Source organism: Arthrobacter agilis (assembly GCF_006494655.1).
In the GTDB taxonomy this organism is placed as follows: domain Bacteria; phylum Actinomycetota; class Actinomycetes; order Actinomycetales; family Micrococcaceae; genus Arthrobacter_D; species Arthrobacter_D agilis.
Window position 1 is genome coordinate 1 of record NZ_VHIM01000006.1, and the last position, 26,188, is coordinate 26,188.

The 26,188-nt window shown below is 70.2% G+C and carries 21 protein-coding genes and 2 tRNA genes; 6 read left to right on the plus strand and 17 right to left on the minus strand.

Annotated features, from left to right (window positions below; all coding sequences use genetic code 11):
• A partial coding sequence (locus FJV46_RS10190; protein ID WP_140995578.1) for an integrase core domain-containing protein occupies positions 1-127 on the plus strand: 127 nt, incomplete at its 5' end.
• Here the strand turns inward: FJV46_RS10190 and ribA are convergent.
• The gene (gene ribA / locus FJV46_RS10195) at positions 98-847 is read right to left on the minus strand and encodes a GTP cyclohydrolase II (protein WP_087027569.1); all 750 of its coding nucleotides are present in this window, start codon (positions 845-847) and stop codon (positions 98-100) included. The two genes, FJV46_RS10190 and ribA, sit on opposite strands and share 30 nt — an antisense overlap.
• 106 nt (positions 848-953) lie before the next feature.
• On the minus strand, positions 954-1,871 hold the full coding sequence (locus FJV46_RS10200; RefSeq protein ID WP_087027567.1) for a LysR family transcriptional regulator: 918 nt from the start codon (positions 1,869-1,871) through the stop codon (positions 954-956).
• A gap of 163 nt (positions 1,872-2,034) precedes the next feature.
• Here FJV46_RS10200 and FJV46_RS10205 point away from each other — a divergent pair, with 163 nt between their 5' ends.
• Both FJV46_RS10205 and FJV46_RS10210 read left to right on the plus strand, forming a co-directional pair.
• Positions 2,035-5,571: a bifunctional proline dehydrogenase/L-glutamate gamma-semialdehyde dehydrogenase gene (locus FJV46_RS10205; protein WP_087027565.1), complete on the plus strand. Its 3,537-nt coding sequence runs from the start codon at positions 2,035-2,037 to the stop codon at positions 5,569-5,571.
• A 150-nt stretch (positions 5,572-5,721) separates the two neighbouring features.
• The gene (locus FJV46_RS10210) at positions 5,722-6,801 is read left to right on the plus strand and encodes a YeiH family protein (protein ID WP_087027563.1); all 1,080 of its coding nucleotides are present in this window, start codon (positions 5,722-5,724) and stop codon (positions 6,799-6,801) included.
• 28 nt (positions 6,802-6,829) lie between these two features.
• On the opposite strand, the gene FJV46_RS10215 is transcribed toward FJV46_RS10210, so the two are convergent.
• From FJV46_RS10215 to leuC, 6 genes are all read right to left on the minus strand, one after another.
• A complete protein-coding gene (locus FJV46_RS10215) occupies positions 6,830-7,969 on the minus strand; it encodes a D-alanine--D-alanine ligase family protein (protein WP_087027561.1) in 1,140 nt (379 codons plus the stop codon).
• Complete coding sequence (locus tag FJV46_RS10220) at positions 7,966-9,036, minus strand: NAD(P)H-dependent glycerol-3-phosphate dehydrogenase (RefSeq protein ID WP_087027559.1); 1,071 nt, start codon at positions 9,034-9,036, stop codon at positions 7,966-7,968. The genes FJV46_RS10215 and FJV46_RS10220 overlap by 4 nt, the downstream gene beginning before the upstream one ends.
• Positions 9,033-9,863: a lysophospholipid acyltransferase family protein gene (locus FJV46_RS10225; RefSeq protein WP_087027557.1), complete on the minus strand. Its 831-nt coding sequence runs from the start codon at positions 9,861-9,863 to the stop codon at positions 9,033-9,035. Before FJV46_RS10225 ends, FJV46_RS10220 begins: the two co-directional genes overlap by 4 nt.
• A gap of 4 nt (positions 9,864-9,867) precedes the next feature.
• Positions 9,868-11,217: a UDP-N-acetylglucosamine 1-carboxyvinyltransferase gene (murA, locus tag FJV46_RS10230; protein ID WP_087027555.1), complete on the minus strand. Its 1,350-nt coding sequence runs from the start codon at positions 11,215-11,217 to the stop codon at positions 9,868-9,870.
• Between the two features lie 223 nt (positions 11,218-11,440).
• Positions 11,441-12,040 carry a 3-isopropylmalate dehydratase small subunit gene (gene leuD, locus FJV46_RS10235; protein ID WP_087027553.1) on the minus strand — a complete coding sequence of 200 codons (600 nt, stop codon included), beginning with the start codon at positions 12,038-12,040 and terminating at the stop codon, positions 11,441-11,443.
• Positions 12,041-12,050: 10 nt separating this feature from the next.
• Complete coding sequence (gene leuC / locus FJV46_RS10240; protein ID WP_087027551.1) at positions 12,051-13,541, minus strand: 3-isopropylmalate dehydratase large subunit; 1,491 nt, start codon at positions 13,539-13,541, stop codon at positions 12,051-12,053.
• 145 nt (positions 13,542-13,686) lie between these two features.
• On the opposite strand from leuC, the gene FJV46_RS10245 reads away from it, so the two are divergent.
• On the plus strand, positions 13,687-14,406 hold the full coding sequence (locus FJV46_RS10245; RefSeq protein ID WP_087027549.1) for an IclR family transcriptional regulator: 720 nt from the start codon (positions 13,687-13,689) through the stop codon (positions 14,404-14,406).
• A gap of 1 nt (position 14,407) precedes the next feature.
• The gene (locus FJV46_RS10250) at positions 14,408-15,037 is read left to right on the plus strand and encodes a DUF1697 domain-containing protein (RefSeq protein WP_087027547.1); all 630 of its coding nucleotides are present in this window, start codon (positions 14,408-14,410) and stop codon (positions 15,035-15,037) included.
• Between the two features lie 16 nt (positions 15,038-15,053).
• On the opposite strand, the gene FJV46_RS10255 is transcribed toward FJV46_RS10250, so the two are convergent.
• A complete protein-coding gene (locus tag FJV46_RS10255; protein WP_087027545.1) occupies positions 15,054-17,519 on the minus strand; it encodes a putative bifunctional diguanylate cyclase/phosphodiesterase in 2,466 nt (821 codons plus the stop codon).
• Between the two features lie 175 nt (positions 17,520-17,694).
• Here FJV46_RS10255 and FJV46_RS10260 point away from each other — a divergent pair, with 175 nt between their 5' ends.
• The gene (locus tag FJV46_RS10260) at positions 17,695-18,339 is read left to right on the plus strand and encodes an MBL fold metallo-hydrolase (protein WP_087027543.1); all 645 of its coding nucleotides are present in this window, start codon (positions 17,695-17,697) and stop codon (positions 18,337-18,339) included.
• A gap of 50 nt (positions 18,340-18,389) precedes the next feature.
• On the opposite strand, the gene FJV46_RS15390 is transcribed toward FJV46_RS10260, so the two are convergent.
• The 8 genes from FJV46_RS15390 to FJV46_RS15235 all read right to left on the minus strand — a co-directional run bounded on the left by FJV46_RS15390 (position 18,390) and on the right by FJV46_RS15235 (position 26,160).
• On the minus strand, positions 18,390-20,285 hold the full coding sequence (locus FJV46_RS15390) for a GTPase (RefSeq protein WP_087027541.1): 1,896 nt from the start codon (positions 20,283-20,285) through the stop codon (positions 18,390-18,392).
• Positions 20,282-22,189, minus strand: a complete 1,908-nt coding sequence (locus FJV46_RS10270; RefSeq protein ID WP_087027540.1) for a dynamin family protein — start codon at positions 22,187-22,189, stop codon at positions 20,282-20,284. Before FJV46_RS10270 ends, FJV46_RS15390 begins: the two co-directional genes overlap by 4 nt.
• Positions 22,190-22,318: 129 nt before the next feature.
• Positions 22,319-22,391: transfer RNA gene (locus tag FJV46_RS10275), tRNA-Glu, on the minus strand.
• A 67-nt stretch (positions 22,392-22,458) separates the two neighbouring features.
• A tRNA-Gln gene (locus FJV46_RS10280) sits at positions 22,459-22,530 on the minus strand.
• A gap of 69 nt (positions 22,531-22,599) precedes the next feature.
• Entirely contained in the window at positions 22,600-23,427 is an 828-nt protein-coding gene (locus FJV46_RS10285; RefSeq protein ID WP_232008401.1) for an HAD family hydrolase, read from the minus strand.
• A 36-nt stretch (positions 23,428-23,463) separates the two neighbouring features.
• A complete protein-coding gene (gltX, locus tag FJV46_RS10290) occupies positions 23,464-24,972 on the minus strand; it encodes a glutamate--tRNA ligase (RefSeq protein WP_087027536.1) in 1,509 nt (502 codons plus the stop codon).
• A gap of 80 nt (positions 24,973-25,052) precedes the next feature.
• Positions 25,053-25,826: a fumarylacetoacetate hydrolase family protein gene (locus FJV46_RS10295; protein ID WP_087027534.1), complete on the minus strand. Its 774-nt coding sequence runs from the start codon at positions 25,824-25,826 to the stop codon at positions 25,053-25,055.
• Between the two features lie 193 nt (positions 25,827-26,019).
• Positions 26,020-26,160, minus strand: coding sequence for a hypothetical protein (locus tag FJV46_RS15235; protein ID WP_158250129.1), 141 nt, complete (start codon positions 26,158-26,160; stop codon positions 26,020-26,022).
• Positions 26,161-26,188: the final 28 nt, after the last annotated feature.

Sequence of the window (26,188 nt, forward strand, 5' to 3'; positions counted from 1 at the left end):
CGAATCAGCCCGCCGGGCAGCACTACCGGGCTGGCTCCACGAATACAATCACCACAGGCCCCACACCGCCATCGGAGGCAAACCACCCATCACCCGGCTAACCAACCTCCCTGGGCAGTACAGCTAGCTCCTCCCCCTCGCCCTGCGACGGTGCCACGGGCACCACTCCGTCGAGCAGGGATTCCCAGGCATCCGCGACCGGCGGGGCATCGTGCCGCATGCGCGCTCGCTTGGTCGCGAGGTAGCCGGCGTTCTCCGACCTCTCCGACACGGCGAGCCCGTGGCGTTCGACGACGGCGATCCCGAGGTCCTCGAGGGCCTCCTCCTTGGCGGGATTGCCCGACAGGAGCCGGACGGCGCGGATCCCGAGGTCCTGGAGGATCTCGGCTGCCTGGTCGTAGTGGCGCGCATCCACGGGTAGCCCCAGTGCGGTGTTCGCGTCGACCGTGTCGATGCCCTCGTCCTGCAGCGCATACGCCTTCAGCTTGGCGAGCAGACCGATCCCTCGTCCCTCGTGACCGCGGACGTAGACGACCACCCCGCGCCGCTCCCGCGCGACAGCCGCGAGCGCGGCGTCCAGCTGCTCACCGCAGTCGCAGCGCCAGGAGCCGAAGGCATCTCCGGTGAGGCACTCGCTGTGGACCCGGACCAACGGGGGCTCGTCGATCGGCGTCACATCCTCGATCCCCTGGGCGAGCGCCACGTGCTCGGTTCCCCCGGAGTCGCGGTACCCGATCATCCGGAAGGTCCCGTGCCTGGTGGGCAGCACGGTCTCCACGACCCGCTCCACGCTGGCCGGAACGGTCGACGCCGCGAGCTGCGCGGCCCGGAAGGATTGCGAGGACATGTCTCAACTGTAGGAGCGGAGCCGGAGGACGACGAAAACGTGGGTCGTCCCGCGCCGTCGTCCGCCGAGGACCCGCTGACCCACAGCGTCGGGAGAGGTGGCGTACTCAGGCGGGCGGCTCCGGTCGGCGGACCTCGCGGGCCGCGCGGTCCAACACCTTCCGGACGGCCACGACGGCAGGGCGTTCTGCTCCCGCACGTCGGGCCGAGGTGAAGATGGCGCGTCGCGGACTGTCCTCCAGCTCCACGAGCCGCACGGGGACGTCCCGACCGGTCCACACGAGGTCCGGCATGAGCGCGACGGCGTTGCCGGACTCGATGAGCCGGATCTGTGCCTGCAGGTCCGCCGTCTCGTAGCGCACGTCCGGCTCGAAGCCGGCCCTGCGGCACGCCTGTTCGGCCCAGTGCCGCGACGCCGCTCCCCGCGGCTCCATGACCCACGCGGCGTCGGCGGCCGCCGCCACCGTGGCGATCCCGGCGTAGCGGGACGGTCCGACCGGCACCGCCAGGCGGATGGCGTCCTCCGTGAGTGCCAGATGGTCCAGTTCGGGATGGCGCGGGGCCGCGTGGCCCGGATACTGCTCGGCGATCACGAGGTCGAAATCACGGGCGAAGGTCTCCCAGAGGGCGGTCTCCGGCTCGCGCTGCACCATCTCCACGCGCACGTCCGGATAGTCCTGCGTCATCGCGGTGAGGGCATCGGGCATGAGGGCGAGCGCCGCCGACTGGAAGACGGCCACCCGGACGGTCCCGGTGACGGAGGTCAGGGATGCCGCGAGACCGGCCTCGGCCCGCTCGAGTGTCTCGAGCAGGTCTGCGGTGTGTGCGACGAGGATCTCGGCCTGCGGGGTCAGGACCACGCGCCGTCCGGTCTTCCGCAGCAGTTCGACACCCACCTCCTTCTCCAGCAGCGCCAACTGCTGGGAGACCGAGGACGGGCTGTAGCTCAGGGCGGCAGCCACCTCCGCGAGCGTTCCGCGGATCTTGAGTTCCCGGAGCAGGCGCAGCCTCCGTAGGTCCAGCACGGTACCTCCAGGGGTTGCTCGGGCGATCGGATCGCGTCGGTTCTGCTGATGAATACTCTTCGGTATTCATCGCTTTTCCTCATCCTACGACCCGGTGATACTGAGAAATGAAGTAGCTGCTTCATCCTGCCCGGCGCAAGCCGATCGACCGAGAGCCGTTGCCATGACAACCCAGATCCCACCGCTCGAGGGAGTCGCCGTGACCGCGGCCCCCCTCACCCCGTCAGCCCCCACCTACCCGGTGGCCCCCGCCGGACCCGCCCACTTCACCGCCGCGCCCGGCGGCACCACCGAGATCCCGGCGGCGCTGCCGGAGGAATCGATCGCGCTCGTCCGGCGCTGGCTCACCGAGGCCTCGAAGGTCCCGGTGGACGCCTCCGCCCAGCAACTGGCGGGCGTCCTGAAGGATCCGAATGGGCTGGCCTTCACCGTCGGCTTCGTGGACGGCGTCATCCGGCCCGAGGACCTCTCGGTGGCCGCGCGCAACCTCGGCGCAATCGCCCCCATGGTGCCAGGCTTCCTCCCCTGGTACATGCGCGCCGCCGTGAAGGTCGGCGCCGCCGTCGCACCCGTGCTTCCCCAGGTGGTCATCCCGATCGCACGGCGCGTGCTGCGCGAGATGGTGGGACACCTCATCATCGACGCCTCGGACGCCAAGCTCGGGCGTTCGATCGCGAAGATCAAGCGCGAGGGCATCCATCTGAACGTCAACCTCCTCGGCGAGGCCGTGCTGGGCGACCGCGAGGCCGAGCGCCGCCTCGAGGGGACCGTCCGCCTCCTCGAACGCCCGGACGTCGACTACGTGTCCATCAAGGTATCCTCCACCGTCGCCCCGCACCCCGCCTGGGCCTTCGAGGAGGCGGTGGAGCACGTGGCCGAGAAGCTGACGCCCCTGTACACCCTGGCCGCCCGGTCCGAGGCGCGGAAGTTCATCAACCTCGACATGGAGGAGTACAAGGACCTCGACCTGACGATCGCGGTCTTCATGAAGATCCTCGACCGTCCCGAGTTCGACACCCTGGAGGCCGGCATTGTGCTCCAGGCCTACCTCCCGGACTCCCTTGCCGCGATGATCCGGCTCCAGGAGTGGTCGGCCGCGCGGCGTGCGCGCGGTGGAGCCGGTATCAAGGTGCGCGTCGTCAAGGGTGCCAACCTGCCCATGGAGACCGTCGAGGCCTCCCTGCACGACTGGCCGCTCGCCACCTGGGGCTCCAAGCAGGAGTCCGACACGCACTACAAGCGCGTCCTCAACTACGCACTGCAGCCCGGTCACGTGGAGAACGTCCGCATCGGCGTCGCCGGGCACAACCTCTTCGATCTCGCCTTCGCGTGGCTCCTCGCCGGGGAACGCCGGGTCCGGCACGGCATCGAGTTCGAGATGCTGCTCGGGATGGCGCAGGGCCAGGCCGAGGCGGTCAAGCGCGACGTCGGCTCGCTCCTGCTCTACACCCCCGTGGTGCACCCGAGCGAGTTCGACGTCGCCATCGCCTACCTGATCCGGCGTCTCGAGGAGGGCGCGAGCCAGGACAACTTCATGTCCGCCGTGTTCGAGCTCACCGAGAACGAGGCCCTGTTCGAGCGCGAGAAGAACCGGTTCCTCGCCTCCCTCGAAGACCTCGACGACGCCGTGCCGGCGCCAAACCGTCAGCAGGACCGCAGCGTGCCTGCCCCTGCCCATCCGGGCACCGGCTTCGGGAACACCCCGGACACCGATCCCTCGCTCCCGGCGAACCGCACCTGGGGCCGCGCGATCCTCGACCGGGTGACCACCTCGCAACTCGGGAACGACCTCGTGGCACGGACCACGCTCTCGGGCGCCGAAGACCTCGAGGAGACCATCGCGGGCGCGGTCTCCGCAGCCGGAGCCTGGGGTGCGATGACCGGCGCCCAACGGGCCGCCGTCCTCCACCGGGCGGGCGACGCCCTGGAAGCGCGCCGCTCCGACCTCATGGAGGTCATGGCCGCCGAGACCGGCAAGACCCTCGACCAGGCGGATCCCGAGATCTCCGAAGCCGTCGACTTCGCGCACTACTACGCCGAGCGGGCCCGTGAGCTCGACGACGTCGACGGCGCGTCCTTCTCCCCCGTCCGGCTCACCGTGGTCACACCGCCGTGGAACTTCCCGGTCGCGATTCCCGCCGGCTCCACGCTCGCCGCCCTGGCGGCGGGGTCGGCGGTCATCATCAAGCCGGCCTCGCAGGCCCGCCGTTGTGGCTCGGTCATGGTCGATGCCCTCTGGGCGGCAGGAGTGCCCCGCGAGGTGCTGCGGCTGGTCCAGCTCGAGGAGAACGACCTCGGCCGGCAGCTGATCGCCGACCCCCGCGTGGACCGCGTCATCCTGACGGGCGGCTACGAGACGGCGGAACTGTTCCGGTCCTTCCGGACGGATCTGCCGCTGCTCGCGGAGACCTCGGGCAAGAATGCCGTGATCGTGACGCCCAGCGCGGATCTGGACCTCGCGGCGAAGGACGTGGCCCAGTCCGCGTTCGGGCATGCGGGCCAGAAGTGCTCCGCAGCTTCGCTCGTGATCCTCGTGGGCAGCGCCGCGACGTCGCACCGCTTCCGCAACCAGCTGCTCGACGCCGTCGCCTCCCTCACCGTGGGCTACCCGGAGGACGCCGGGACGCAGATGGGTCCCGTCATCGAACCCGCCACCGGCAAGCTCCTCGACGGCCTGACCACGCTCGGTGACGGCGAGTCCTGGCTGATCGAGCCGCGGAAGCTCGATGCGAGCGGCCGCCTGTGGAGTCCCGGTGTCCGTGACGGCGTGAAGCGCGGCTCCACCTACCACCTCACGGAGTACTTCGGCCCGATCCTCGGAATCATGACGGCCGCGACCCTCGAGGAGGCCATCGCCCTGCAGAACGACATCGACTACGGACTCACCTCCGGCATCCATTCCCTCGACAGCAGGGAGATCGCCACCTGGATCGACGGCGTGCAGGCCGGGAACCTCTACGTCAATCGCGGCATCACGGGGGCCATCGTCCAGCGCCAGCCCTTCGGCGGCTGGAAGAAATCGGCCGTCGGCGCCGGGACGAAGGCCGGCGGACCCAACTATCTCGTGGGTCTCGGCTCGTGGACGTCGGAGGAAGCCACGGCCGAGGGCACACCGCTGCCCGTCGTGGCACCGCTGCTCACGGCAGCACGGACGGCGGGCCTCGCGGACAGTGACCTCGCGCGCCTGACACGCGCCGCGGTTTCGGACGCAGCCGCCTGGGGCAGCGAGTTCGGGGCGGTGAAGGACGTCTCGGCCCTCTCCGCGGAGCGCAACCTCTTCCGCTACCTCCCCCACCCCGTGACGGTCCGCCTCGCCGAGGACGGCCGACCGGCTGACCTCCTCCGTGTGCTCCTCGCGGGACGGACCGCGGGTGCACCGGTCTCGGTCTCCACGGGTGTCGACCTGCCCGCAGCGCTCAGGCAGGCCGTCGGCCGGCAGGTCGAGAGCGTCACGTCGGAGGGCGACGCCGCCTGGCACGCCCGGGTGGCAGACCTGCCCGTGCGCCGGATCCGCCTCGTCGGTGGGGATGCCTCGGCGCTCATGGCGGCGACCGGAGGACGCCCGGATCTCGCGGTGTACGCGCAGCCCGTGACGGAGGCGGGACGCGTCGAGATCCTCCCGTTCGTGCAGGAGCAGGCCATCAGCATCACGGCCCACCGGTTCGGCACGCCGAACGCACTGACCGCGGGCATCGTCTAGCAGTCCAGCCGATCGGAGGGGTGGGCCGGCGACGGCCCACCCCTCCGTCGTGTTGAACACCCGACCGTGGCACCCGGCACCCGTCGCTCTGGCAGAATCGGTCTGGCCGGCATCCAGCCCAGCCAGTGGCTACCGAGAGGATTCGCGTCGATGCGAGAGAACCGCACGCCGACCGCCGGGGCCCGCTCCGTCGGTGCCTCGCTCACGCGATGGGCTCCCGGGCTGTTCGTCATGGCGGTCGGAGTGGCCGCCTCGATCGTGCTCGCAAGCCTGCAGACCCTGCTCGGGGCGCTCGTCATCGCCCTGCTGCTCGGCATGGTGCTCGGCAACTCGGGCCTCTACTCCGCAGCGCTCCGCGTCGGCATCGGCGGCGGCACCAAGCGCCTGCTCCGCGCAGGCGTGGTGCTCCTCGGCCTGCAGCTCGCGCTGCCGGACATCCTCGCGCTGGGGCCGCAGGTCATCCTGCTGATCGTCGCCTGCGTCACCATCAGTTTCTACGGCACGCTCTGGGTGGGACGTCGGCTCGGCCTGACGCGCGCGGGTGCCCTCCTCATGGCCGCCGGTTTCTCCATCTGCGGGGCGTCGGCCATCGCCGGGATGCAGGGCATCGTCGACGCCGACGACGACGAGGTGGCCTCCGCCGTCGCCATGGTGACCCTGTACGGCTCGCTCATGATCGTCGCCCTGCCGCTCCTCAACGCCGGGATAGGTCTCGACGCGACCCGCTTCGGCATCTGGTCGGGCCTCGCCGTCCACGAGGTGGCGCAGGTCGTGGCGGTGGCGAGCACCGCGGGAACGGCGGCACTGGCGTCCGCCACGGTCGTGAAGCTCGGGCGGGTCCTCATGCTGGCGCCGGTCTCCGCCGTGGCGAGCATCGGTGAACGACGGCGTGCTGCCGCGTCCGCAGCCACGACCGGTGCAACCGGTTCGGCCGGCCGGGCCGAGGCGGCCGTCGTCGCGACGAGCCGCTCCACGCCCCTGGTACCGCTCTTCGTCCTCGGGTTCCTCGCGATGGTGCTTCTGCGCTCGCTCGGGGTCCTTCCGCTGCCGGTCCTCGACCTCGGCCGCACGGCGACCACCATCCTCCTCGCGGCGGGCATGTTCGGATTGGGTGCGGGGATCGACCTCCGGAAGCTCCTGCGCTCGGGCGGGCGCTTCGCCGCCGTCGGGGCCACATCGACGGTGCTCCTCGCCGCAGTGTCGCTGCTCGGCGTGGTGGTGCTGGCCTGATGCGGAGGCCGTGCCCCCGCGGCCCGCGTCAGCGGAGGCCGGTACCCCGCTCGAGCGCGAGGCCGATCAGCTCGTCGATCAGCTCGGTGTAGCCGAGGCCGGACTTCGCCCACATCTGCGGGTACATGCTGATGGGCGTGAATCCCGGCATGGTGTTGATCTCGTTGATGACCAGCCGGCCGTCCGGTGTGTAGAAGAAGTCGACACGGGACAAGCCCTCGCCGCCGATCGCCTCGAACGCCTCGCCCGCGAGCTGCCGCACGCGGTCGATCACGTCGCTCGGGAGGTCGGCCGGGCAGGTCAGTTCGGCGGCCGCGCCGTCCACGTACTTGGCGTCGAAGTCGTACCAGGCGTGGTCACCCGGCTGCATGGCGATCTCCCCGGGCAGGGACGTCCGCGGCGCGTCGAGCCCGCGCCCCTGCAGCACCGCCACCTCGATCTCGCGGCCCTCGATGCCCGCCTCGATGACGACCTTGGGATCGAAGGCGCGCGCGGCCTCGATGGCCGTCCGGAGTGCGGCGGTGTCCTCGACCCGGCTGATGCCCATGGAGGAGCCCGCGCGGGCCGGCTTGACGAACAGGGGGAAGCCGAGCGCCGTCGCGCGGTGCAGGGCGCCCTCGGCATCGGTGCGCCACTGGCGGTCGGTCACCACCGCGTACGGGCCCACCTCCAGCCCCGCGGCGGCGAAGACCACCTTCATGAAGTGCTTGTCCATGCCGACGGCGGACGCCAGGACACCGGCGCCGACATAGCGCATGTCCGCCATCTCGAGCATGCCCTGCAGCGTGCCGTCCTCGCCGAACGGCCCGTGGAGCAGTGGGAGCACCACGTCCACGCCACCGAGGCTCTCGGGCACGGAGCCCGGGGCGGCGACGAGCAGCTCCTGACCGGCGCCGCCGTCGGCCGACGTCCCCATCACGACTGCATGCTCGGTCGCGGTGACCTCCGGGAGGACGTCGGCGCGCAGCGACCACGCGGACGGGTCGGCCGAGACGAGCGACCACTGACCGCTCTTCGCGATGCCCACGGGTACCACCTCGTACCGTGAGCGGTCGATCGCCTCGAGGACGCCCGCGGCCGTCACGCAGCTGACGGCGTGCTCGCTGGAGCGCCCGCCGAACAGGACGAGGACGCGGGTCCGGGGGGCTGCTGGACTCTCGGTGGTCACGGTGCGGAATCGCCTTCCGGCTTGAGGTTCCGGGACAGCAGGCGCTGCCCGAGGTCGTTGACGGACAGGCGTCCCTGCAGGACGGCCACCACGCTCTCGGTGATGGGCATGTCGACGCCGAGGGTCTGGGCGGCCTCGAGCACGGCCTGCGCGGACTTGATGCCCTCCGCGGTCTGGTTCAGCCGCACCGTCACCTGGTCGAGGGTCAGTCCCTGGCCCAGGAGGTGCCCTGCCGTGTGATTCCGGGACAGCGCGGAGGAGCACGTCGCGATGAGGTCGCCCATGCCGGCGAGCCCGGACATCGTCTCGGGACGGCCGCCGAGCGCGACGGCAAGGCGCGTGCTCTCGGCGAGTCCGCGCGTGATGACCGAGGCCTTCGTGTTGTCGCCCATGCGGCGGCCCTCGCAGATGCCGACGGCCAGGGCTATCACGTTCTTGACGATCCCGCCGATCTCCACACCGATCACGTCGGTGGAGGTGTACGGGCGGAAGTAGGACGCCGTGCAGGCGGCGGCGATCCAGGTCGCTGTGTCGTGGTCGGGGCACGCGACCACCGAGGCCGTGGGCTCCTCGCGTGCGATTTCCATGGCCAGGTTCGGTCCGGAGAGGACGGCGATGCGCTCGGCGGGCAGGGCGAGCTCCTCGGCGATGACCTCGCTCATGCGGGCATCCGTGCCGACCTCCAGGCCCTTCATCAGGGACACGACGACGGCGTGGGCCGGGACGAGCGGCCGCCATGCGGGCAGCTGTGAGCGGAGCGTCTGCGCCGGGACGGCGAGGACCACGAGGTCGCTCCCCGCCAGGACGGTCGCCACGTCGGCGGACGCCGACACGTTGTCCGGCAGGCGGATGTCGCCGAGGTAGCGCGAGTTCCGGTGGTCGGCGTTGATCTCCTCGGCCACCTCGGCCCGCCGGGACCACAGGACCACGTCCGTCTGCGGCGAGGTGTCCGCGAGGACCTTCGCGAAGGTGGTCCCCCAGCTTCCTGAGCCCAGCACGGCGATCCGTCGCGGGGCCTCGTCCAGCCGCAGGATCTCCGGTGCGGCTCCGGGCGTCGCGTCGCTCATGAACCGTTCCCCTTCGTCGTCCCGCCGGTCATCCCGTCAGGTGTCCCGCCGGTCGTTCCGTCAGGTGTCCCGCCCGGCTCGTGGTCGCCGGACTGGAAATCGCGTCCCGTGGGCTTCTGCTGCTTCGCTGCCGGGTCCCAGCGCTCGGCCGGTACCGGCTCGCCGCGCAGCTCCGCGAGGAGCTCCGTGATGGCATCGATGATGCGGTCGGTCGCGGCGTCGAGGGTGGCGCGGGTCAGCGGAGCATCCCGGAAGTCGCTGAGGTCCACCGGATCACCGACGAGGACGCGGGAGGTCTTGCGCGGAACGAGGTGGAACCGCTTCGCGTACCGCGGGAAGACCTCATGGGCGCCCCACTGCGCGATCGGTACCACGGGCGCTCCGGTCTGCAGTGCCAGCCGGGCAGCGCCCGTGCGGCCCTTCATGGGCCACATGCCGGGATCGCGGGTGAGCGTGCCCTCGGGGTAGATGATGATCCCGCCGCCGTCGGCCAGCACGTCGCGCGCCGCCTCGAGCGAGCGGTTCGCGCCGGAGGTGCTTCGCTCGACGGGCACCTGGCGGATCACCCGGAGGATGGACCCGATGACGGGCACCGAGAACAGGGACGCCTTCGCCATGAAGTGCGGCATGACCCCCTGGTTGTACAGGAAGTGCCCCACCACGACCGGGTCGATCTCCGTGACGTGGTTCGGGCACACGATCATGCCTGTTCCCCGCGGCAGACGCTCCTGCCCCCGCCATTCCTTGGCCATCATGGCGTTCATGACCGGCCTCACCCACGAGGCGAGGAAGGTGAACATGGCGCGTGAGCCCCTGGGCTCCCCCATGCGCCTAGGCGGGTGCCACGGTGGCCGCCGGGGCATCCCCCGTGACATCGAAGTCGGCGCCCAGTCCCTCGAGCTTGTCCTGGAAGCGCTCGTACCCGCGGTTGATCAGCTCGATCCCGGTGACGCGCGAGACGCCGTCGGCCGCGAGGGCCGCGATGAGGTGGCTGAATCCGCCGCGAAGGTCGGGGATGTCGATGTCCGCGCCACGGAGCTGCGTCGGCCCGGAGATGACGGCGGAGTGCAGGAAGTTGCGCTGGCCGAAGCGGCACGGCACGCTGCCGAGGCACTCGCGGTGCACCTGGATGTTGGCCCCCATGCGGATCAGCGCCTCCGTGAAGCCGAACCGCTGCTCGTACACCGTCTCGTGGACGATCGAGACGCCGGCCGCCTGCGTGAGCGCGACGACGAGCGGCTGCTGCCAGTCGGTCATGAACCCCGGATGCACGTCGGTCTCGAGGACGAGCGGCGAGAGGTCCCCGCCCGGGTGGTAGAAGCGGATGCCGTCGTCGTCGACGTCGAAGGCGCCGCCGATCTTGCGGTAGGTGTTGAGGAAGGCCGTGAGATCGAGCTGGCGCGCGCCCTCGACGTAGATGTCACCCCGGGTGACGAGGGCGGCGGACGCCCAGGATGCCGTCTCGTTGCGATCGGAGATGGCCTTGTGGTTGTAGCCGGTCAGCTCCCGCACGCCCTCGATGCGGATCACGCGGTCCGTCTGCACCGTGATGATCGCGCCCATCTTCTGCAGCACGGCGATGAGGTCCATGATCTCGGGTTCGACGGCGGCACCCGAGAGCTCGGTGATGCCGTCGGCGCGGATGGCGGTGAGGAGCACCTGCTCCGTCGCCCCGACGCTGGGGTACGGCAGGGTCAGTTTCGCGCCGTGCAGTCCCTTGGGTGCCGAGATGGAGATGCCGCCCGGGCGCTTGTCCACGACGGCGCCGAAGTTGCGGAGCACTTCGAGGTGGTAGTCGATCGGGCGGTCGCCGATCTTGCACCCACCGAGGTCGGGGATGAAGGCCTCGCCGATGCTGTGCATGAGGGGGCCGCAGAAGAGGATGGGGATGCGGGAGTCGCCGGCGTGGGCGTCGATGTCCTTCGAGCGGGCCATCTTCGCGTCGCTCGGGTCCATCGTGAGGTCGCCGGTCACCGGGTCCTTGGTCACCTTCACGCCGTGCAGCTGCAGCAGGCTGGTGACGACGTCGACGTCCTTGATCTCGGGGACGTTCCGGAGCACGGACGGCGTGTTGCCGAGGAGCGATGCGACCATGGCCTTCGGCACCAGGTTCTTCGCACCACGGACGGATACCTTGCCCGCCAACGGAATGCCGCCGCGAATGGTCAGAACGCTACCCATGAATACCTATTTTCCTTCTACGTTGAACCCCCGCGGACGCGAAATTACTCGTTCCAAGCATAGAAGCACCACGGGGTAGACAGAAATACAAGGGTACGACGCGCACTCCCTGTTCCCCGAGACCAACTCCCGCAGGTGCGTCGGCATTCCTGCGTGTCGACGCACGGCAGGTGATGTGCATGACACCCCCGCCCCGGCACGGAACGACGGAGGCGCCGGGTCGTCAGGTGCGGACTGGTTGGGTGGTCGGCTTGTAGGCGGCGCGCTCGGCCTCGAACGCCGTGATGTGCTCCTCCTGGCGCAGGGTCAGACCGATGTCGTCCAGCCCCTCCAGGAGCCTCCAGCGCGTGTAGTCGTCGATCTGGAAGGGTGCGCTGACCGATCCGCACTGGACGCTGCGCGCCTCCAGGTCCACGGTGACCATGGTGCCGGGCTCGTTCTCCAGCACCTTCCAGATGAGCTCGATGTCGTCCTGCGCCACCTGCGCGGCGACGAGACCCTGCTTGCCGGAGTTGCCGCGGAAGATGTCCGCGAAGCGTGAGGACAGGACCGCCCGGAACCCGTAGTCCTTCAGGGCCCAGACGGCGTGCTCGCGCGAGGAGCCGGTGCCGAAGTCGGGCCCAGCGACGAGGACCGACCCGCGCGAGTACGGCTCGCGGTTCAGGATGAACGAGCCCTCCTTGCGCCAGCCCGCGAAGAGGGCGTCCTCGAAGCCTGACCGCGTGATCCGCTTCAGATACACCGCGGGGATGATCTGGTCGGTGTCGATGTTGCTCTGGCGCAGCGGGACACCGATGCCGGTGTGGGTGGTGATCTTCTCCATGGCGAGGCTCCTAGGCGGCGGGGACGGCGGGGGTGTCGGACGCTGGACCGGATGCAGCTGCGGGCCGGTCGGCACCGCCCGGACACGGGTCGAGGTCCGACGGCGAACTCAGCGTTCCGCGGACCGCCGTGGCCGCGGCGACGACCGGTGAGACCAGGTGCGTCCGCCCGCCCTTGCCCTGCCGGCCCTCGAAGTTGCGGTTCGACGTCGACGCGCAGCGCTCCCCCGGTGCCAGCTGGTCCGGGTTCATCCCGAGGCACATGGAGCAGCCGGCGAAGCGCCACTCCGCGCCGAAGTCCTTGAACACGCGGTCCAGGCCCTCGGCCTCGGCCTGCAGGCGGACGCGTGCCGAGCCCGGCACCACCATCATGCGGATGTCCGGATCCTTCTCGCGGCCGCGGATGATGTCGGCCGCGATGCGGAGGTCCTCGATACGGCTGTTGGTGCAGGAGCCGAGGAAGACGGTGTCCACCCGGATGTCCTTCATGGGAGTTCCCGCGTCGAGGGCCATGTACTCCAGCGCGCGGTTGCAGGCCGCCTTGTCGTTCTCGTCGGCGAAATCATCGGGTGACGGCACGGACTGCGAGAGGGAGACGCCCTGGCCCGGGTTCGTGCCCCACGTGACGAACGGCTCGAGCTCGTTCGCGTCGAGGAAGACCTCGGCGTCGAAGACGGCGTCGTCGTCCGTGCGCAGCTCCCGCCAGTCGGCGACGGCGGCATCCCAGTCCGCGCCCTGCGGGGCGTGCGGGCGGCCCTCGAGGTACGCGAAGGTGGTCTCGTCCGGGGCCACCATGCCGGCGCGGGCTCCGGCCTCAATGGACATGTTGCAGATGGTCATGCGCGCCTCCATCGAGAGCGCGCGGATCGCGGAGCCGCGGTACTCGAGCACATAGCCCTGGCCACCGCCGGTGCCGATCTTCGCAATGACGGCCAGGATGATGTCCTTGGACGTGACGCCCGGCTTCAATGTTCCCTCGACCGTGATGCCCATGGTCCTGAAGGGCTTCAGGGAGAGCGTCTGCGTGGCCATCACGTGCTCCACCTCGGAAGTACCGATGCCCATGGCCAGTGCGCCGAAGGCGCCGTGCGTGGAGGTGTGGGAGTCGCCGCACACCACGGTGAGTCCCGGTTGCGTCAGGCCGAGCTGCGGGCCCACCACATGGACGATCCCCTGCTCGACGTCTCCCAGCGAGTGGAGACGCACGCCGAACTCCCGGCAGTTGGCGCGCAGGGTCTCGATCTGCGTCCGGCTCGTGAGATCCGCGATCGGCTTGTCGATGTCGAGGGTGGGCGTGTTGTGGTCCTCCGTCGCGATCGTCAGGTCGGGGCGTCGGAGGGGGCGGCCGGCGAGGCGAAGGCCCTCGAAGGCCTGGGGTGACGTCACCTCGTGCACGAGGTGCAGGTCGATGTAGAGGAGATCGGGCTGAGCCTCGGAACCGACGACCTCGCCCTTGCGGACCACGTGCGCGTCCCAGACCTTCTCTGCCAGTGTCTTGCCCATGACGGTCGTCCTTCTCTGTTCCTCGGTGCCGCGCCGGGTTGGCGGCTCCTGCTGAACCAACGGTGAGGACAACTCAACCAGTGGCCCCGGCCGAGTGCCAGCCGACCGGCTTGCGTCTCAGATAATGAGACTGCAATATCATCCTATGGACAATTCTAGCGGCGTCGGCGTGATCGACAAGGCCGCCCTCGTGCTCGACGCCCTCGAGGCGGGGCCCACCACCCTCGCCCAGCTCGTCGCCTCGACGGGACTCGCCCGACCGACGGTCCACCGGCTGGCCCTGGCGCTGGCGCACCACCGGCTCGTCGGACGGGACATGCAGGGGCGGTTCGTCCTCGGCAGCAGACTCGTGGAGCTCGCGTCCGCCGCGGGTGAGGACCGCCTGATCGCCGCGGCGGGACCCGTGCTGCTGAGCCTGCGGGACGCCACCGGTGAGAGCGCCCAGCTGTTCCGCCGGCAGGGCGAGTGGCGCGTCTGCGTGGCATCGGCCGAACGACCCGTGGGCCTGCGCGACACCATCCCTGTGGGCACCCAGCTGTCCATGCGGGCGGGCTCGGCGGCGCAGTGCCTCCTGGCCTGGGAAGACCACGACCGCCTCCTGAAGGGCCTGCAGAACGCACGCTTCACGCCCACGGTCCTTGCCGGCGTCCGGCGCCGCGGGTGGGCGCAGAGCCTCGGCGAACGGGAAGCGGGCGTGGCGTCGGTGTCCGCCCCCGTGCGGGGCCCTTCCGGCCGGGTCATCGCGGCCGTCTCGATCTCCGGTCCCATGGAGCGCCTCACGCGGCAGCCGGGCCGCATCCATGCGGAGGTCGTCTCGGACGCGGCGAAGCAGCTGACCCTCGCCGTCGCGAAGGCCGCGGACTGACATGGGCGCGCGACCTTCGGGCGACCGCCGGCAGGACGATCACGACGAGCCGCCCCGCACGGCCTGCCGCTTCGCCGTCTTCCTCCGTGGAGTGAACGTGGGCGGCATCACCGTGCGGATGGCGGACCTCCGCGAACTCCTGGAAGAGCTCCCCGTCCGGGACGTCAGGACCGTCCTGGCGAGCGGCAACGTGACGTGCACTTCGGAGCTTGACGCGGCAGCCCTCAAGGCCGCAGTCGAGGATTCCCTGAGCCACCGGTTCGGCTACGAGGCGTGGGTGATCGTGGTGGCCCACGAGGATCTTCGCGCCCTGGCGGCGTCGGTCCCCCCGTCGTCCCCGACTCCGGCTCCGACTGCCGGCGGGACCGGGGTACCTGTCCTGCCGGAGCTGCACACCTACGTGACCCTGTTCACGGGCACCGACGAGCGCGATGCCTTCCTGGCCGAGGTCCGGGAGTTCACCGACAGGCCTGTGGGCCTGGACGGAGGCACCGCCGTCGCCTGGTTCTGCCCGAAGGGCCGCTCCACGGACGTGCCCCTGGCGAAGGTGCTCTCCCGCACCCGGTACGCCGCCGTCTCGACGACCCGGAACCTGAACACCGTCGAGAAGGTCCTTCGACTGCTCGAGTGACGGGGTGTTCCGGGCGTCACTGCAGGTCGCCCGCGACCTCCCTGCTGCGGGTATCGACAGCTGACGCCGGGCCCACTGCCGTGTCGGGGTCCTGCCGGAGGAGGAGGTGGAGATCGGTGGGGAGCTGAGCCACACGCGCGCTGAGCCACACGTCGAGTTCGGCAGCCGGAATGGGCCGGGACATCAGGAATCCCTGCGCGAGGTCACATCCGAACCTGCTGAGCGCCTGGTATGCCTCCGTGTCCTCGACACCCTCGGCCGTCATCTCGAGCCCCAGACTGTGCGCCAGGTCGATGGTGGACACCACGAGGGCCGTGGCGCGGGCGTCGTCCATCATGGTGAGGATGAAGGACTTGTCGAGCTTCAGCTCGTCGATGGGGAACTCGCGCAGGTAGGACAGCGAACTGTAGCCCTTGCCGAAGTCGTCCACCGCGATCCTGACGCCCATGTCCCGCAGCGCTGCGAGATTGACCGATGCCCGGTGGCGGTCCGCGATCAGGGCGTCCTCGGTGATCTCCAGCACGAGCACCGACGGGGAGAGCCCCCGCGACGCCGTCATAACCGCTATCTGGGCCGGGAGCCGCGAGTCCATGATGGAACTGACCGCCAGGTTCACCGCCACCGACAAAGTCTCGCCGCGGGCAGCCCAGACCGCCGCGCGATCGAGGGCCTGCGCCAAGACGACGTCGGTCAGCGCGGGCAGCAGCCCGGCCTCGTCGAACCGTTTCAGGAAGGTGTCGGGCCCGAGGAGCCCCAGCGTCGGGTGGTCCCAGCGCACGAGGGCTTCCACACCGCGGACCCCTCCCGTGGCGAGGTCGATCTTCGGCTGGAAGTGAAGAACCAGCTGGTTCTCGGTCAGCGCGTCGTTCAGGCTCTTCACCGAGTGGAAGTGGAGCGAGAGTCCCTCGGCGGCGCCGTCGGAGTACACGGCGTAGCCGCTATGAGTCGTCTTCGCCGTGTACATGGCCATGTCGGCCTTGCGCAGCAGCATGGTGAGGTCCTTCCCCTGATCCGGGAAGCACGCGATGCCGATGCTCGCGTTGACGTGCACGGTGATGCCCCCCAGATCGTAGGGTTCGGCGAGTGCGGTCCTCAGCTTCTCCGCCACCGAGGCGGCCTGGTCCTGTCCGCAGGCGGCCAGATGCATCACGAACTCGTCGCCCCCGATGCGGGCGAGCAGATCTGCCGGGCGCAGCTGGGCGGACAGGCGCACGGAGACCTGCGCCAGGAGGGTGTCACCGACGTCGTGGCCGAGGCCGTCGTTGATCTCCTTGAACTTGTCCAGGTCCAGCAGCAGGACGGCGCTAGGACGCTGGGAGTCCGCCGTGAGCCGTTCTGGCACATCCGTGTAGAAGGCGCGCCTGTTCGGCAGGCCGGTCAATTCGTCGGTCCGTGCCTGTTCGGTGACCTGTGCCAGCTGGAGCCGTTGACGGAACACGAGCGGCAGTGCCGCAAGTGCCAGCGTCAGTCCGGCCAGCACGACGGCGAGGACCACGACGCGCTGCTGCGACGCCAGGATCAGGACTCCCAGCCCGGCGAGGGTTGCCACAGCCGGGACGGTCTGCACTGGAACGGCCAGCCGCTTCCTCGAGTCACTCGGAACGGTCGTGCCCTGGAGCACCGCCCACGCCGCGATCAGCGCCATGCCGATGCCCCACCCCGCGTCGACCGGCATCCCGACGACATACAAATTGTTCAGTTCCAGCAGGGCGTACACCACATCCGCACCGGTGAAGGTGACCAGACCCAGCACCACGAAGATCCAGCCTTCACCGGCGGAGAAGCCCGTGGTCGCGGTGACCCCGATGATCGTCGCGACCAGGATGAGATCCATTAAGGGGTAGCCTGCGCCGAGAACGACGGCCAGGGTCCGCGGGCCGCCGAGCGCCGATTCCAGCAGGGGACCGAGCAGGACGCCGAGAACGGCCGCCGCCCCGAGCGCGCCGACCGCTCCGTCCAGGACCACGGGCCAGGTCATGGCCCGCAGCCGGTTCCGGACGATGAAACCGAGGGCCGCCACCATCAGAAGATAGAAGCCCGAGAAGCCGAGATCCGCCGGGGAGGGGAACGGAACATCGACACCCTGAGCTGTGCGAATGACGTAATGGGTGGTGCCCGCCGCCCAGCAGGACAGGGCGCCGGCCGACAGCATGAGGTCCGGGCGCCGGCCGCGCGCTCGGATCACCGTGGTCCAGACGGCAAGGGTGGGAAGCCACATGGCCGATAAGCTCAGGACCCCATCGACAAGAGGGCTGAACTCCTCGGAGCGGCGGGACACCACGGCGAGCGCATACGACCCTGCGACGACGAACATGAGGATCAGGAGCGTCAGTGAGAAGGCACCGATTCCTCGGGTGGAACGCAAGCCCGCGAGCCCTTCACCTGTGCGCCGTCGTCCGGCTGCGGGCAGGACCTCCTCCTGGACCTGACGGGGGTAGCGGGCTCCGCTCCTGTCAGAGGTCCAGCCGTTCTTGATCACCATGATTCCTTCCGCGCTCCACGGGGCAGGGAAAGATCCCACCTACCCCTTATCCTTCCTTTCCTGCCCGAAGACCCGCGTCGTATCGAGCACGGAAAAGGCGCAAGATTGCGGCAGCTTCACCGCCGAGCCCGCACCCCGATGACCAGCACACCCGTCGACCCACCGAAGGACAGCCATGCGACTGATCGCCCAGGATTGCTACCAGCTCGAACACCAGAAGGGTTCGCACGGTTTCGTCGTGGCCGGCGCGGGGCGGGCCGCCGTCATCGATCCGGGCATGAGCTCAGGACGCGACGCCGTGCTCGCCGAACTGCGCGCCAACGAGGCGACGACGGGCCGGATCACCGACATCGTCCTGACCCACTACGACGCCGACCACGCACAGGTGGCACACGAGCTCCAGGCTGCGCTGGGCGCGACCGTGTGGATCGGCGCCGCGGACGCCGATGTTCTGCGCGGGCGCATCGCACCGAAGACCCTGTTCAGGAAAGTACTCGGCAAGGTGGCGCCGGTGACCCTGCCGTCGGGGGCACGGGAACTGAGCGGTTCGGGCGAGGTGTTCTCCGGGCTCCACTACCTCCCCACCCCCGGCCACACACCGGGTCACTACGCCTACCAGTGGCGCGGGGTGCTGTTCACGGGTGACGCCGTCCGCGTGGCGTCGGACGGCACGGTGCGCGACTTCTTCGCGCCGTTCATCAACGACGGGGCGGTCGCTGCGCGGACCGTGCAGCTCCTGGCGGAACGCATCCGGACCGGGTCCGTCGAGTGGGTGTGCTCGGGCCATAGTGCGACGGCCAGGACGGCGGCATCCGCCTGACGCGCGGGCCGCTTCCCGTCTCCGCGTGACCCACGGACCGCGTTCCGGCGTCAGACGCCCGACGCGGCGGACCGGACGGTCGAGCTGAAGGCGTTGTACCGCTCCACCTCGTCACGCACGGGCCGCAGGACGACGTCGTCCGCAACGCCTCCGCAGGCGGCGAGCAACCGTCTGCGGACGCGGGAGGCGCGACGGGCCGCTCCCCAGCGAGCGAAAACCGCCGCGATGGCCCCCACCAGGATGCCCGCCGCCAGCCCACCGACGATCAGCAGTGTCGGGACCGGGAAACCCTCGACGCGGGGGACGTCGACGACGGGCAACTGGAAGAACCCCAGGACGGCCAGCACACCGAGCCACGCCAGGCCGCCGACGAAGGCGGCGAAGGCCAGCCACTGCGCCACCCCGAAGGCACTCCACCAGGCACGCCTGACGGTCTCGAGGTCGGTGCCGGTGACCGCGGTGTCCAGTGCATCGGTGACGTCCTCCGCGGTACCACGGGCGGTAGCGCGGATCGAGGTGTGCCACGGCTCAACGGCGCCGGCGGCGGCGGCGTCGCCGAACACCCGCAGCGCATGATCGACACGCGCGCGCTGTGCGGGCTGCGCGAGTGGGAGGGACGAACTCCTGAGTTCGGGGATCACGTCCTGCGAGCGGAGGTGAAGACGCCGCAGGGGGTCGGGGCGGAGCCGGCCGAGCCAGCGCGTCACAGGCCACCCGGCCGTTGCGTGGGCGTCGCGGCGATAGGAACTGCGGACGGCATCCACCACCACGCCGACCCCGGCCGCGACTCCCAGCTCTTCGGCGAGCGCCTGTCGGGCCTCCTCCGCAGCCTCGGTGACGGGTCCGCCGGAGGCGAACGGCAGGAGCTCGGCGGCCGTGCGGGACGCGTCCGCCACCAGCCGGTGCGTCGCGGCCTCGCGGGTTTCCGCGAGTTCCCTGATGCGGGCGGCGAGCTCCTGCACGCCCTGGCCCGTCCGTGCGGATACCGGGAGGACGGCGACGTTCCGCAGCCCCTCCTCCGCGAGGATGGCCGAGAGGGACGCCGTGACCGCCGCGAGGTCGGCCGGCTCGAGCCGGTCCGCCTGGTTCAGGGCCACCAGCGTGACGGCCTCGTGGGTTGCGAGCCCCCGCAGGAAGTCGTGGTGCAGGGCCGCGTCCGCGTACTTCTGGGGATCGACGACCCACAGGAGCACATCGACCTGCCCGGCCAGCCGCTGCACGATCTCCCGGTGGGCGAGCGTGGTCGAATCGAAATCGGGGAGGTCCAGCAGGATCAGGCCGGCCGTCACGTCCACCGCCTCCGGCACCACGGGTGGACGCGGCGTCGGCCCGGCAGGGCGCTGCCGACGCGAGCGCCGGGGCCAGCGGAGCCACCGCCTGCGGGTGCGGGACACGCCGTCGTCGTCCGCAGTGCCGTCCGACGGTGGGAGCTGCCGCCCACCGGAGTGTTCTCCTGTCCGCTCCGCCACGACAGCGCGTTCAGAGCCGGCACCACGACCGTCCTGCGCCCGTTCGTCCAGGGCCACCCGCCCGCCGACGTTCACGGCGGGCGCGGCGGCGAGCGGCGCTCCGTCGGGCAGGTCGACGCGTGTGCGCACCTCGAGCCAATCGAGCAGTCCGTCGCTCCCCTGCCGTCCCCACACGAGTGCCAGCGGCTCGGAGGTGGTGGGCCGGCGTGCGGCCACACGCGCCGCGTCCGTGCCGCTCAGGGCATTCACGAGGGATGACTTTCCGCTACCCGTCGGTCCGAACACACCCACGACGGTGTGGGCCGCGGACAACGAGCGGCGCGTGCCCGCTCGCTCCAGGACGCCGGAGAGGCGCTGGAACTGATCCTCCGGCAACCGGTCCGCGCCGAGGTCGCGGGCCTCGCGCAACTGGTCGAGCACCCTGCCGAGGGTGGTCGCGGGCGCTGCCAAGCCCGCCGGCTTCCCCTGCCGGTTCACGCGCCGTCCTCCAGCGGGTCCCGCTGCCCCGCGGGCAACGCGGTGCGCAGCTCACGTGCAAGGACGCGGAGCGATTCGGCCGGGGTCTGAAGAGCGAGGGGAGCCAGGCATGCCTCGAACGGCGCCTGCTCCAGCTGGAACAGGCTCTCGACGCGGTCGGCGAGATTCCGGCGTGCGGTCGCGGCGAGCCGGCGCACCGCATCGTCGCCGAATACCGCCTCCAGCAGTTTCTGGCCCGCGATCGCCGAGGCTCCGGCTATCCCGATCTCACCGCCCGTCAATCCACCCGTCGAGGCGAACACCACCACCATCAGCGCGACGGCGATGCCGTTGACCCCGAAGGAGAGCATCCTCGCCGTGAACCGCTTGTCCGCGCCCTCCGCCTGGACCAGCTGGAGGAGGTCCTGCTGCCACGCACGGATCTCCCGGGCCACCTTCCCCGAGAAGGCCTCGGCCTGCCAGGCCGGAACGTCCACCAGCAGCGCCGCCCCCGCGGGGTCGGACCGCCACCGCCGCCTGGTCGCCTCGTCGGCCCGGGCCGCCTGTTCCACGATGACGGTCTGCAGCCCGCTCCCGATCGCCTCGGCGACCGTCGACGCCGGTGCCGGCTTCCCGGTGAAGAAGGCCGTCACACGGTCACGCGCGCGCCCGATCCTCGTCTCCAGTCCACGCATGAACTCACCCGTCCCCACGAAATCCTGCCACCGGGCCAGGACCTCGCCCCGCAACAACCGGCCGTCCTCGGTGGCGGCGAGCACATCGGCGCGGGCATCGCGGAAGGCAGCCTGGACCGCGGCGTGCAGCGAGTCACCCACCAGCTGTTCCTGGGCGACGGCGTCGCCGATGGTCTCGAGCTGTCCTGCGAGCGCGCGGAGGGCACCTCCCACCGTGCGCCGTGCGATGTCGCGGCGGCCCTCCGCGTCCGCTGCCAGTGCCTGCAGCCAGCGCGAGATGGGCTCGACGGCGTCCGGGGGAAGCATCCGCTCCCCCGCGAGCCGCACCTCCGGGATGACGAAGATCGGGGCATGCCCCAGATTCTCGGCGGCGAGTAGTGTCAGCAGGTCTCCGCGGATCTCCTCCTCCACTCCCGGCGGCACGCGGTCCAGCACCACCGCCACCAGGATGTCGCGACGGCCCGCCTCCGCCAGCAGCTTCCACGGCACGGCGTCTGCGTAGCGGTTCGCGGTCGTCACGAAGATCCAGAGGTCGGCAGCAGCGAGCAGCTGCCCCGCGAGCCGGCGGTTCTCGTCGGCGATCGAATCGACGTCGGGCGTGTCGATCAGCGCGAGTCCGGCGGGCAGGGTCGGCATCGGCCGGAGGAGCAGGGTGTCTGCTCCCGTCGCCTGATGCAGCCGCGGCTGATGCTCCGGCCCACTGCTCGCCGGAACCGGCGGTCGCCCGGCCCTCGACGGTGCGACGGCGAGGGCCGGGATGCCGGCCGTAACTTCCGGGCCGGCCTTGCTGATACCCGCACCCGCTCCGGCGCTCCCGCCGTCCCCGGCGCCCGGCAGATCACCGGACAGGCGTACCCGGCTCAGCGTGGGCAGGATGCGGGCGTCGTCGAACCAGGCGCCGTCATCGGGGTGGTGCAGCAGGAGGGGCTGCCGGGTGGTGGGCCGGACTGCACCGGCAACGGACACCGCTCGTCCGACGATCGCGTTCACGAGGGTCGACTTGCCGGCGCCCGTCGAGCCACCGACCACAGCCACGAGCGGCGCGTCGAGGCTGGCCAGGCGAGGCAGAATGTAGTCGCCGAGCTGCGCTCGGGCGGACGCGGCGGCACCGCGCGCATCGGCTGATGCCGGAAGGGCGAGGGGGAAGCTCAGGCTCTGGAGTGCTGTGCTGACCTCCCGCAGGAGCGGGGAGAGCCCGCGGGCATCGCCGGCCGGGGAGGGTGCACTCATGGGACCATCATGCCAGCCGGGGCAGTGGAACGGCCGTAGGGTCGGGACTCCCCCGCATCCCCGTTAACCAGGACGTCCCGGTCATCGTGATGATGACCGGGACGTCCTGTGTGTCCATGCGGACCGATGTGACCCCAGCGGGATTCGAACCCGCGTTACCGCCGTGAGAGGGCAGCGTACTAGGCCGCTATACGATGGGGCCCGTACTTTTCCATCTTACTACTCATTTTTACTGCTCTTGCCACCCTGCCCGTCAGGGCCGGATTGCGCTGGGGTACCAGGACTCGAACCTAGAATGTTGGTACCAGAAACCAGTGTGTTGCCAATTACACCATACCCCAATGGCACTTCCCGAAGCCCTGATCGTGCCGGGTTTCGACCGCGTAACCGCTCCGCGCCGAGATATAACGTTACCGGACGGATGGCAGGAACTGCAAAACGGCGTCCAATCCCCCGATGCGAGGAACCTCCTCCGGCTCTGACGATCCGGAAGCATCCCCTCGTTCTCCGGTGCCCGCATCCCTCGTTCCCGCGCAGGTTGCTGCCGCCGACCGTCCTGCTCTCGATGGCACTCCCGGCGCTGCCGAGCCCCCGGCGCGATCGAGCCACACCCCGACGAGGCCCGCAGCGCGCGCCCCCTGTGCGTCGACGACGAGGTTGTCCCCCACGTAGAGGGTTCGTGCCGGATCGGTGTGGAGCAGGCGGGCGCCCTCCCGATAGATGGCGGGCTCCGGCTTCGCCACCCCGACGGTGTCGATCCCGACGAGGACCCGGATCCGCTGGAGCCCTGCCCGGTCCAGCTTCGCGCGCTGGTAGTCGTGCACGTTGTTGCTCACCGCGCCGTACGGTACTCCGCGATCGTCCAGGGCATCCAGCAGGGGGACGACGTCGTCGTACGCCCTGAAGTGCAGCGGCAGGGTCTGTTCGTAGGCGCGCACCCAGGCCTCCGCCACCGATCCCAGGAACGGCTCGGGGGTGAACCCGGCCCGGGCGTGCCGTACGCGGTGCACCCGCTGCTCCTCGAAGGTGAGCTCGCCCGCGAGGAATCGACCGTAGTGGCGCTGCGGATCGGCGGTGTAGAGCGCCTTGTACCGGACCCAGTCGTCGTCGCCGAGATGATCGAGCGCCGGATCGGGGATGGACTGCAGGGTCCGGCCCATCGCCCGTTCGAGGTCCACGAGCGTGTCGTCGATGTCGAACAGGACCGCCGCCACCTCCCCGACCGGTGAAGCCGTCACTCCTGCACGGCCGGCCCCTGTCTCCGCCGGCATGCGTCAGTGCGCCGTGGCACGCAGGGCGCGGACCCTGCTGAGCGAGGACTCGCGACCGAGGATCACCATCGACTCGAACAGGGGCGGGGAGATGCGCCTGCCCGACATCGCGGTGCGTACGGGACCGAAGGCGAGCCGGGGCTTGAGGCCGAGGGTGTCCACCAGGGCGCCACGTAGGGCCGCCTGCAACGAGTCCGCGTCCCATTGCTCGCACGCCTCCAGTGCCTGAAGGGTCGCGTCGAGGATCTCCGCGAGGTTCGCGGGCAACCCCTTGCGGGCGTCGTCGGCGATGTCGACGGCGTCGTCCTCCTTGAAGAGGAAGGCGAGCATGTCGGGGGCCTCGCCGAGGAGGGTGATGCGTTCCTGGATGAGGGGTGCTGCCGCGGCGACGATCCGCAGCTCGTCGTCGGTCGGCTCGCTGCCGATGACGCCCTCGGCAGCGAGGTAGGGCAGGAGCCGGCTGCGGAACTCCGCCGGGTCGAGCAGGCGCACGTGCGTGCCGTTGATCGCCTCGGCCTTCTTGAGGTCGAAGCGGGCCGGATTGGCGAGGACGTCGCGCACGTCGAACTTCTCCACCAGCTGGTCCACGGAGAAGATGTCCTCGTCCGCCGACAGGCTCCAGCCGAGCAGCGAGAGGTAGTTGAGCAGTCCTTCACGGATGAAGCCCCGCTCGCGGTGGAGGAACAGGTTGGACTCGGGGTCCCGCTTGGACAGTTTCTTGTTGCCCTGGCCCATGACGTAGGGCAGATGACCGAAGAGCGGCATGTACTTCGCGACGCCGATGTCGATCAGCGCGCGGTAGAGCGCGACCTGGCGGGGCGTGGAGGAGAGCAGGTCCTCGCCGCGCAGCACGTGGGTGATGCCCATGAGGGCGTCGTCCACCGGGTTGACGAGCGTATAGAGCGGCGCACCGTTGGCCCGGACCACCGCGAAGTCGGGGACGCTCCCGGCGCGGAACGTGATGTCTCCACGCACGAGGTCCGTGAACGTGATGTCCTCGTCCGGCATCCGCAGGCGCAGGACGGCGGGCCGGCCCGCCGCGCGGAAGGCGTCCTTCTGCTCCTCGGTCAGCTCGCGATCGTGGTTGTCGTAGCCCAGTTTCACGTCGCGGCCCGCAGCACGGTGGCGCTCCTCGACCTCCTCCGGGGTGGAGAACGACTCGTACAGATGGCCGGCGTCGGTGAGCCGTTCGATCACGTCCCGGTACAGGTCGCCGCGCTGCGACTGGCGGTAGGGGGCGTGCGGGCCGCCCACCTCCACACCCTCGTCCCAGTCGATCCCGAGCCAGGTCATCGACTCGAGCAACTGCTGGTAGCTCTCTTCGCTGTCACGCGCGGCATCGGTGTCCTCGATGCGGAAGACGAGCTTGCCGCCGGTGTGGCGGGCATACGCCCAGTTGAAGAGCGCCGTCCGGATGAGCCCGACATGCGGCGTGCCCGTCGGCGACGGGCAGAATCGGACCCTGACGGGCGTGGCATCGGTGACGACGGGGAGTTCAGCGGAGATAGTCATGATGACCCCAGTCTAGGCGGGACCCCTTGCGGGGGTGCGTCGCCGGTCCCCCGTGCGGGGAACCGGCGACGCTCACGGGGTCAGCGCCGGGCCGGGTTGGACAGTCGACCGATCCCCTCGACGTCGACGTCGAAGCGCTGGCCGTCCGAGATCAGGCCGACGCCTGCGGGGGTCCCCGTCAGGATGATGTCTCCCGGGAGCAGCGTGAAGGCCTGCGAGACGTAGGCCACGAGTTCGCGCGCGCCCCAGATCATGTCGCTCGTGGAACCGTCCTGCCGCAGCTCGCCGTCGAGCGTTCCGCGGATCGACAGGTTCTCCGGGTCGAGGTCGGTCTCGATCCATGGTCCGATCGGGCAGGAAGTATCGAAGCCTTTGGCCCGCGCCCACTGGTCGTCGGTCTTCTGCACGTCGCGGGCCGTGAGGTCGTTGGCGCACGTGTACCCGAAGACGACGTCGTCGACGCGCTCGAGTGGAACATCCTTGCAGATCCTCCCGATGACGACCGCGAGCTCGGCCTCGTAGGAGATCTGGTCGGAGAAGGAGGGAAGCAGGATCGGGTCGCCCGGCCCGATCACCGAGGTGTTCGGCTTCAGGAACATCAGGGGCGCCGCAGGCGTCTCGCTACCCATCTCCTGGATGTGGTCGGCATAGTTCCGGCCTACGCCGACCACCTTGCTGCGCGGAATGACCGGGGCGAGGAGGCGGACGTCCTCGAGCGCGTGCCGCACCCCCGTGAGCTGGATGCCGTTGTAGAAGGGATCGCCCTGGATGACGGCGACCTCCTCGCTGCCGGCGGGGCCTTCGACGATGCCGAAGAGGGGGTCATCATGGACTACAAAGCGTGCAATTCGCATGCGGTCCAGCCTAGCGCGCACCGTCGGCGACGCGGGTCCGGCCCAGGACGGTGCAGGTACGGGCGGCTTGGTGATTAAAAGGAGATACCGCGGGCACTCCCTCCCCAGCGAAGAGGGTGCCCGCGGTATAGGTACTCCGGTGGATCAGCAGGGCGCCCAGCTTACGCAAGAGCGCTGCATGCCGATGGTGGAGTTAGAAAGGCCAGTTGCCCACGCGGTCCAGCGACGATACGGGAGCAACTACACCGCTCTTGGCCGGAGCGGCATTCGCGGTGGCCGCGCCGGTGGTGACGAGGAGTGCGGCGAGCAGCAGTGCGGAGGTGATGCGCTTCATGGAGTGTCCTTTGACGGTGATCGACAGT

Excerpts from the sequence above, each read along its gene's own strand:
- ribA (WP_087027569.1), bottom strand. The coding sequence starts at position 847 with ATGTCCTCGCAATCCTTCCGGGCCGCGCAGCTCGCGGCGTCGACCGTT.
- FJV46_RS10205 (WP_087027565.1), top strand. The coding sequence starts at position 2,035 with ATGACAACCCAGATCCCACCGCTCGAGGGAGTCGCCGTGACCGCGGCC.
- FJV46_RS10210 (WP_087027563.1), top strand. The coding sequence starts at position 5,722 with ATGCGAGAGAACCGCACGCCGACCGCCGGGGCCCGCTCCGTCGGTGCC.
- FJV46_RS10220 (WP_087027559.1), bottom strand. The coding sequence starts at position 9,036 with ATGAGCGACGCGACGCCCGGAGCCGCACCGGAGATCCTGCGGCTGGAC.
- FJV46_RS10225 (WP_087027557.1), bottom strand. The coding sequence starts at position 9,863 with ATGGGGGAGCCCAGGGGCTCACGCGCCATGTTCACCTTCCTCGCCTCG.
- murA (WP_087027555.1), bottom strand. The coding sequence starts at position 11,217 with ATGGGTAGCGTTCTGACCATTCGCGGCGGCATTCCGTTGGCGGGCAAG.
- leuD (WP_087027553.1), bottom strand. The coding sequence starts at position 12,040 with ATGGAGAAGATCACCACCCACACCGGCATCGGTGTCCCGCTGCGCCAG.
- leuC (WP_087027551.1), bottom strand. The coding sequence starts at position 13,541 with ATGGGCAAGACACTGGCAGAGAAGGTCTGGGACGCGCACGTGGTCCGC.
- FJV46_RS10245 (WP_087027549.1), top strand. The coding sequence starts at position 13,687 with ATGGACAATTCTAGCGGCGTCGGCGTGATCGACAAGGCCGCCCTCGTG.
- FJV46_RS10250 (WP_087027547.1), top strand. The coding sequence starts at position 14,408 with ATGGGCGCGCGACCTTCGGGCGACCGCCGGCAGGACGATCACGACGAG.
- FJV46_RS10255 (WP_087027545.1), bottom strand. The coding sequence starts at position 17,519 with ATGGTGATCAAGAACGGCTGGACCTCTGACAGGAGCGGAGCCCGCTAC.
- FJV46_RS10260 (WP_087027543.1), top strand. The coding sequence starts at position 17,695 with ATGCGACTGATCGCCCAGGATTGCTACCAGCTCGAACACCAGAAGGGT.
- FJV46_RS10270 (WP_087027540.1), bottom strand. The coding sequence starts at position 22,189 with ATGAGTGCACCCTCCCCGGCCGGCGATGCCCGCGGGCTCTCCCCGCTC.
- gltX (WP_087027536.1), bottom strand. The coding sequence starts at position 24,972 with ATGACTATCTCCGCTGAACTCCCCGTCGTCACCGATGCCACGCCCGTC.
- FJV46_RS10295 (WP_087027534.1), bottom strand. The coding sequence starts at position 25,826 with ATGCGAATTGCACGCTTTGTAGTCCATGATGACCCCCTCTTCGGCATC.
- FJV46_RS15235 (WP_158250129.1), bottom strand. The coding sequence starts at position 26,160 with ATGAAGCGCATCACCTCCGCACTGCTGCTCGCCGCACTCCTCGTCACC.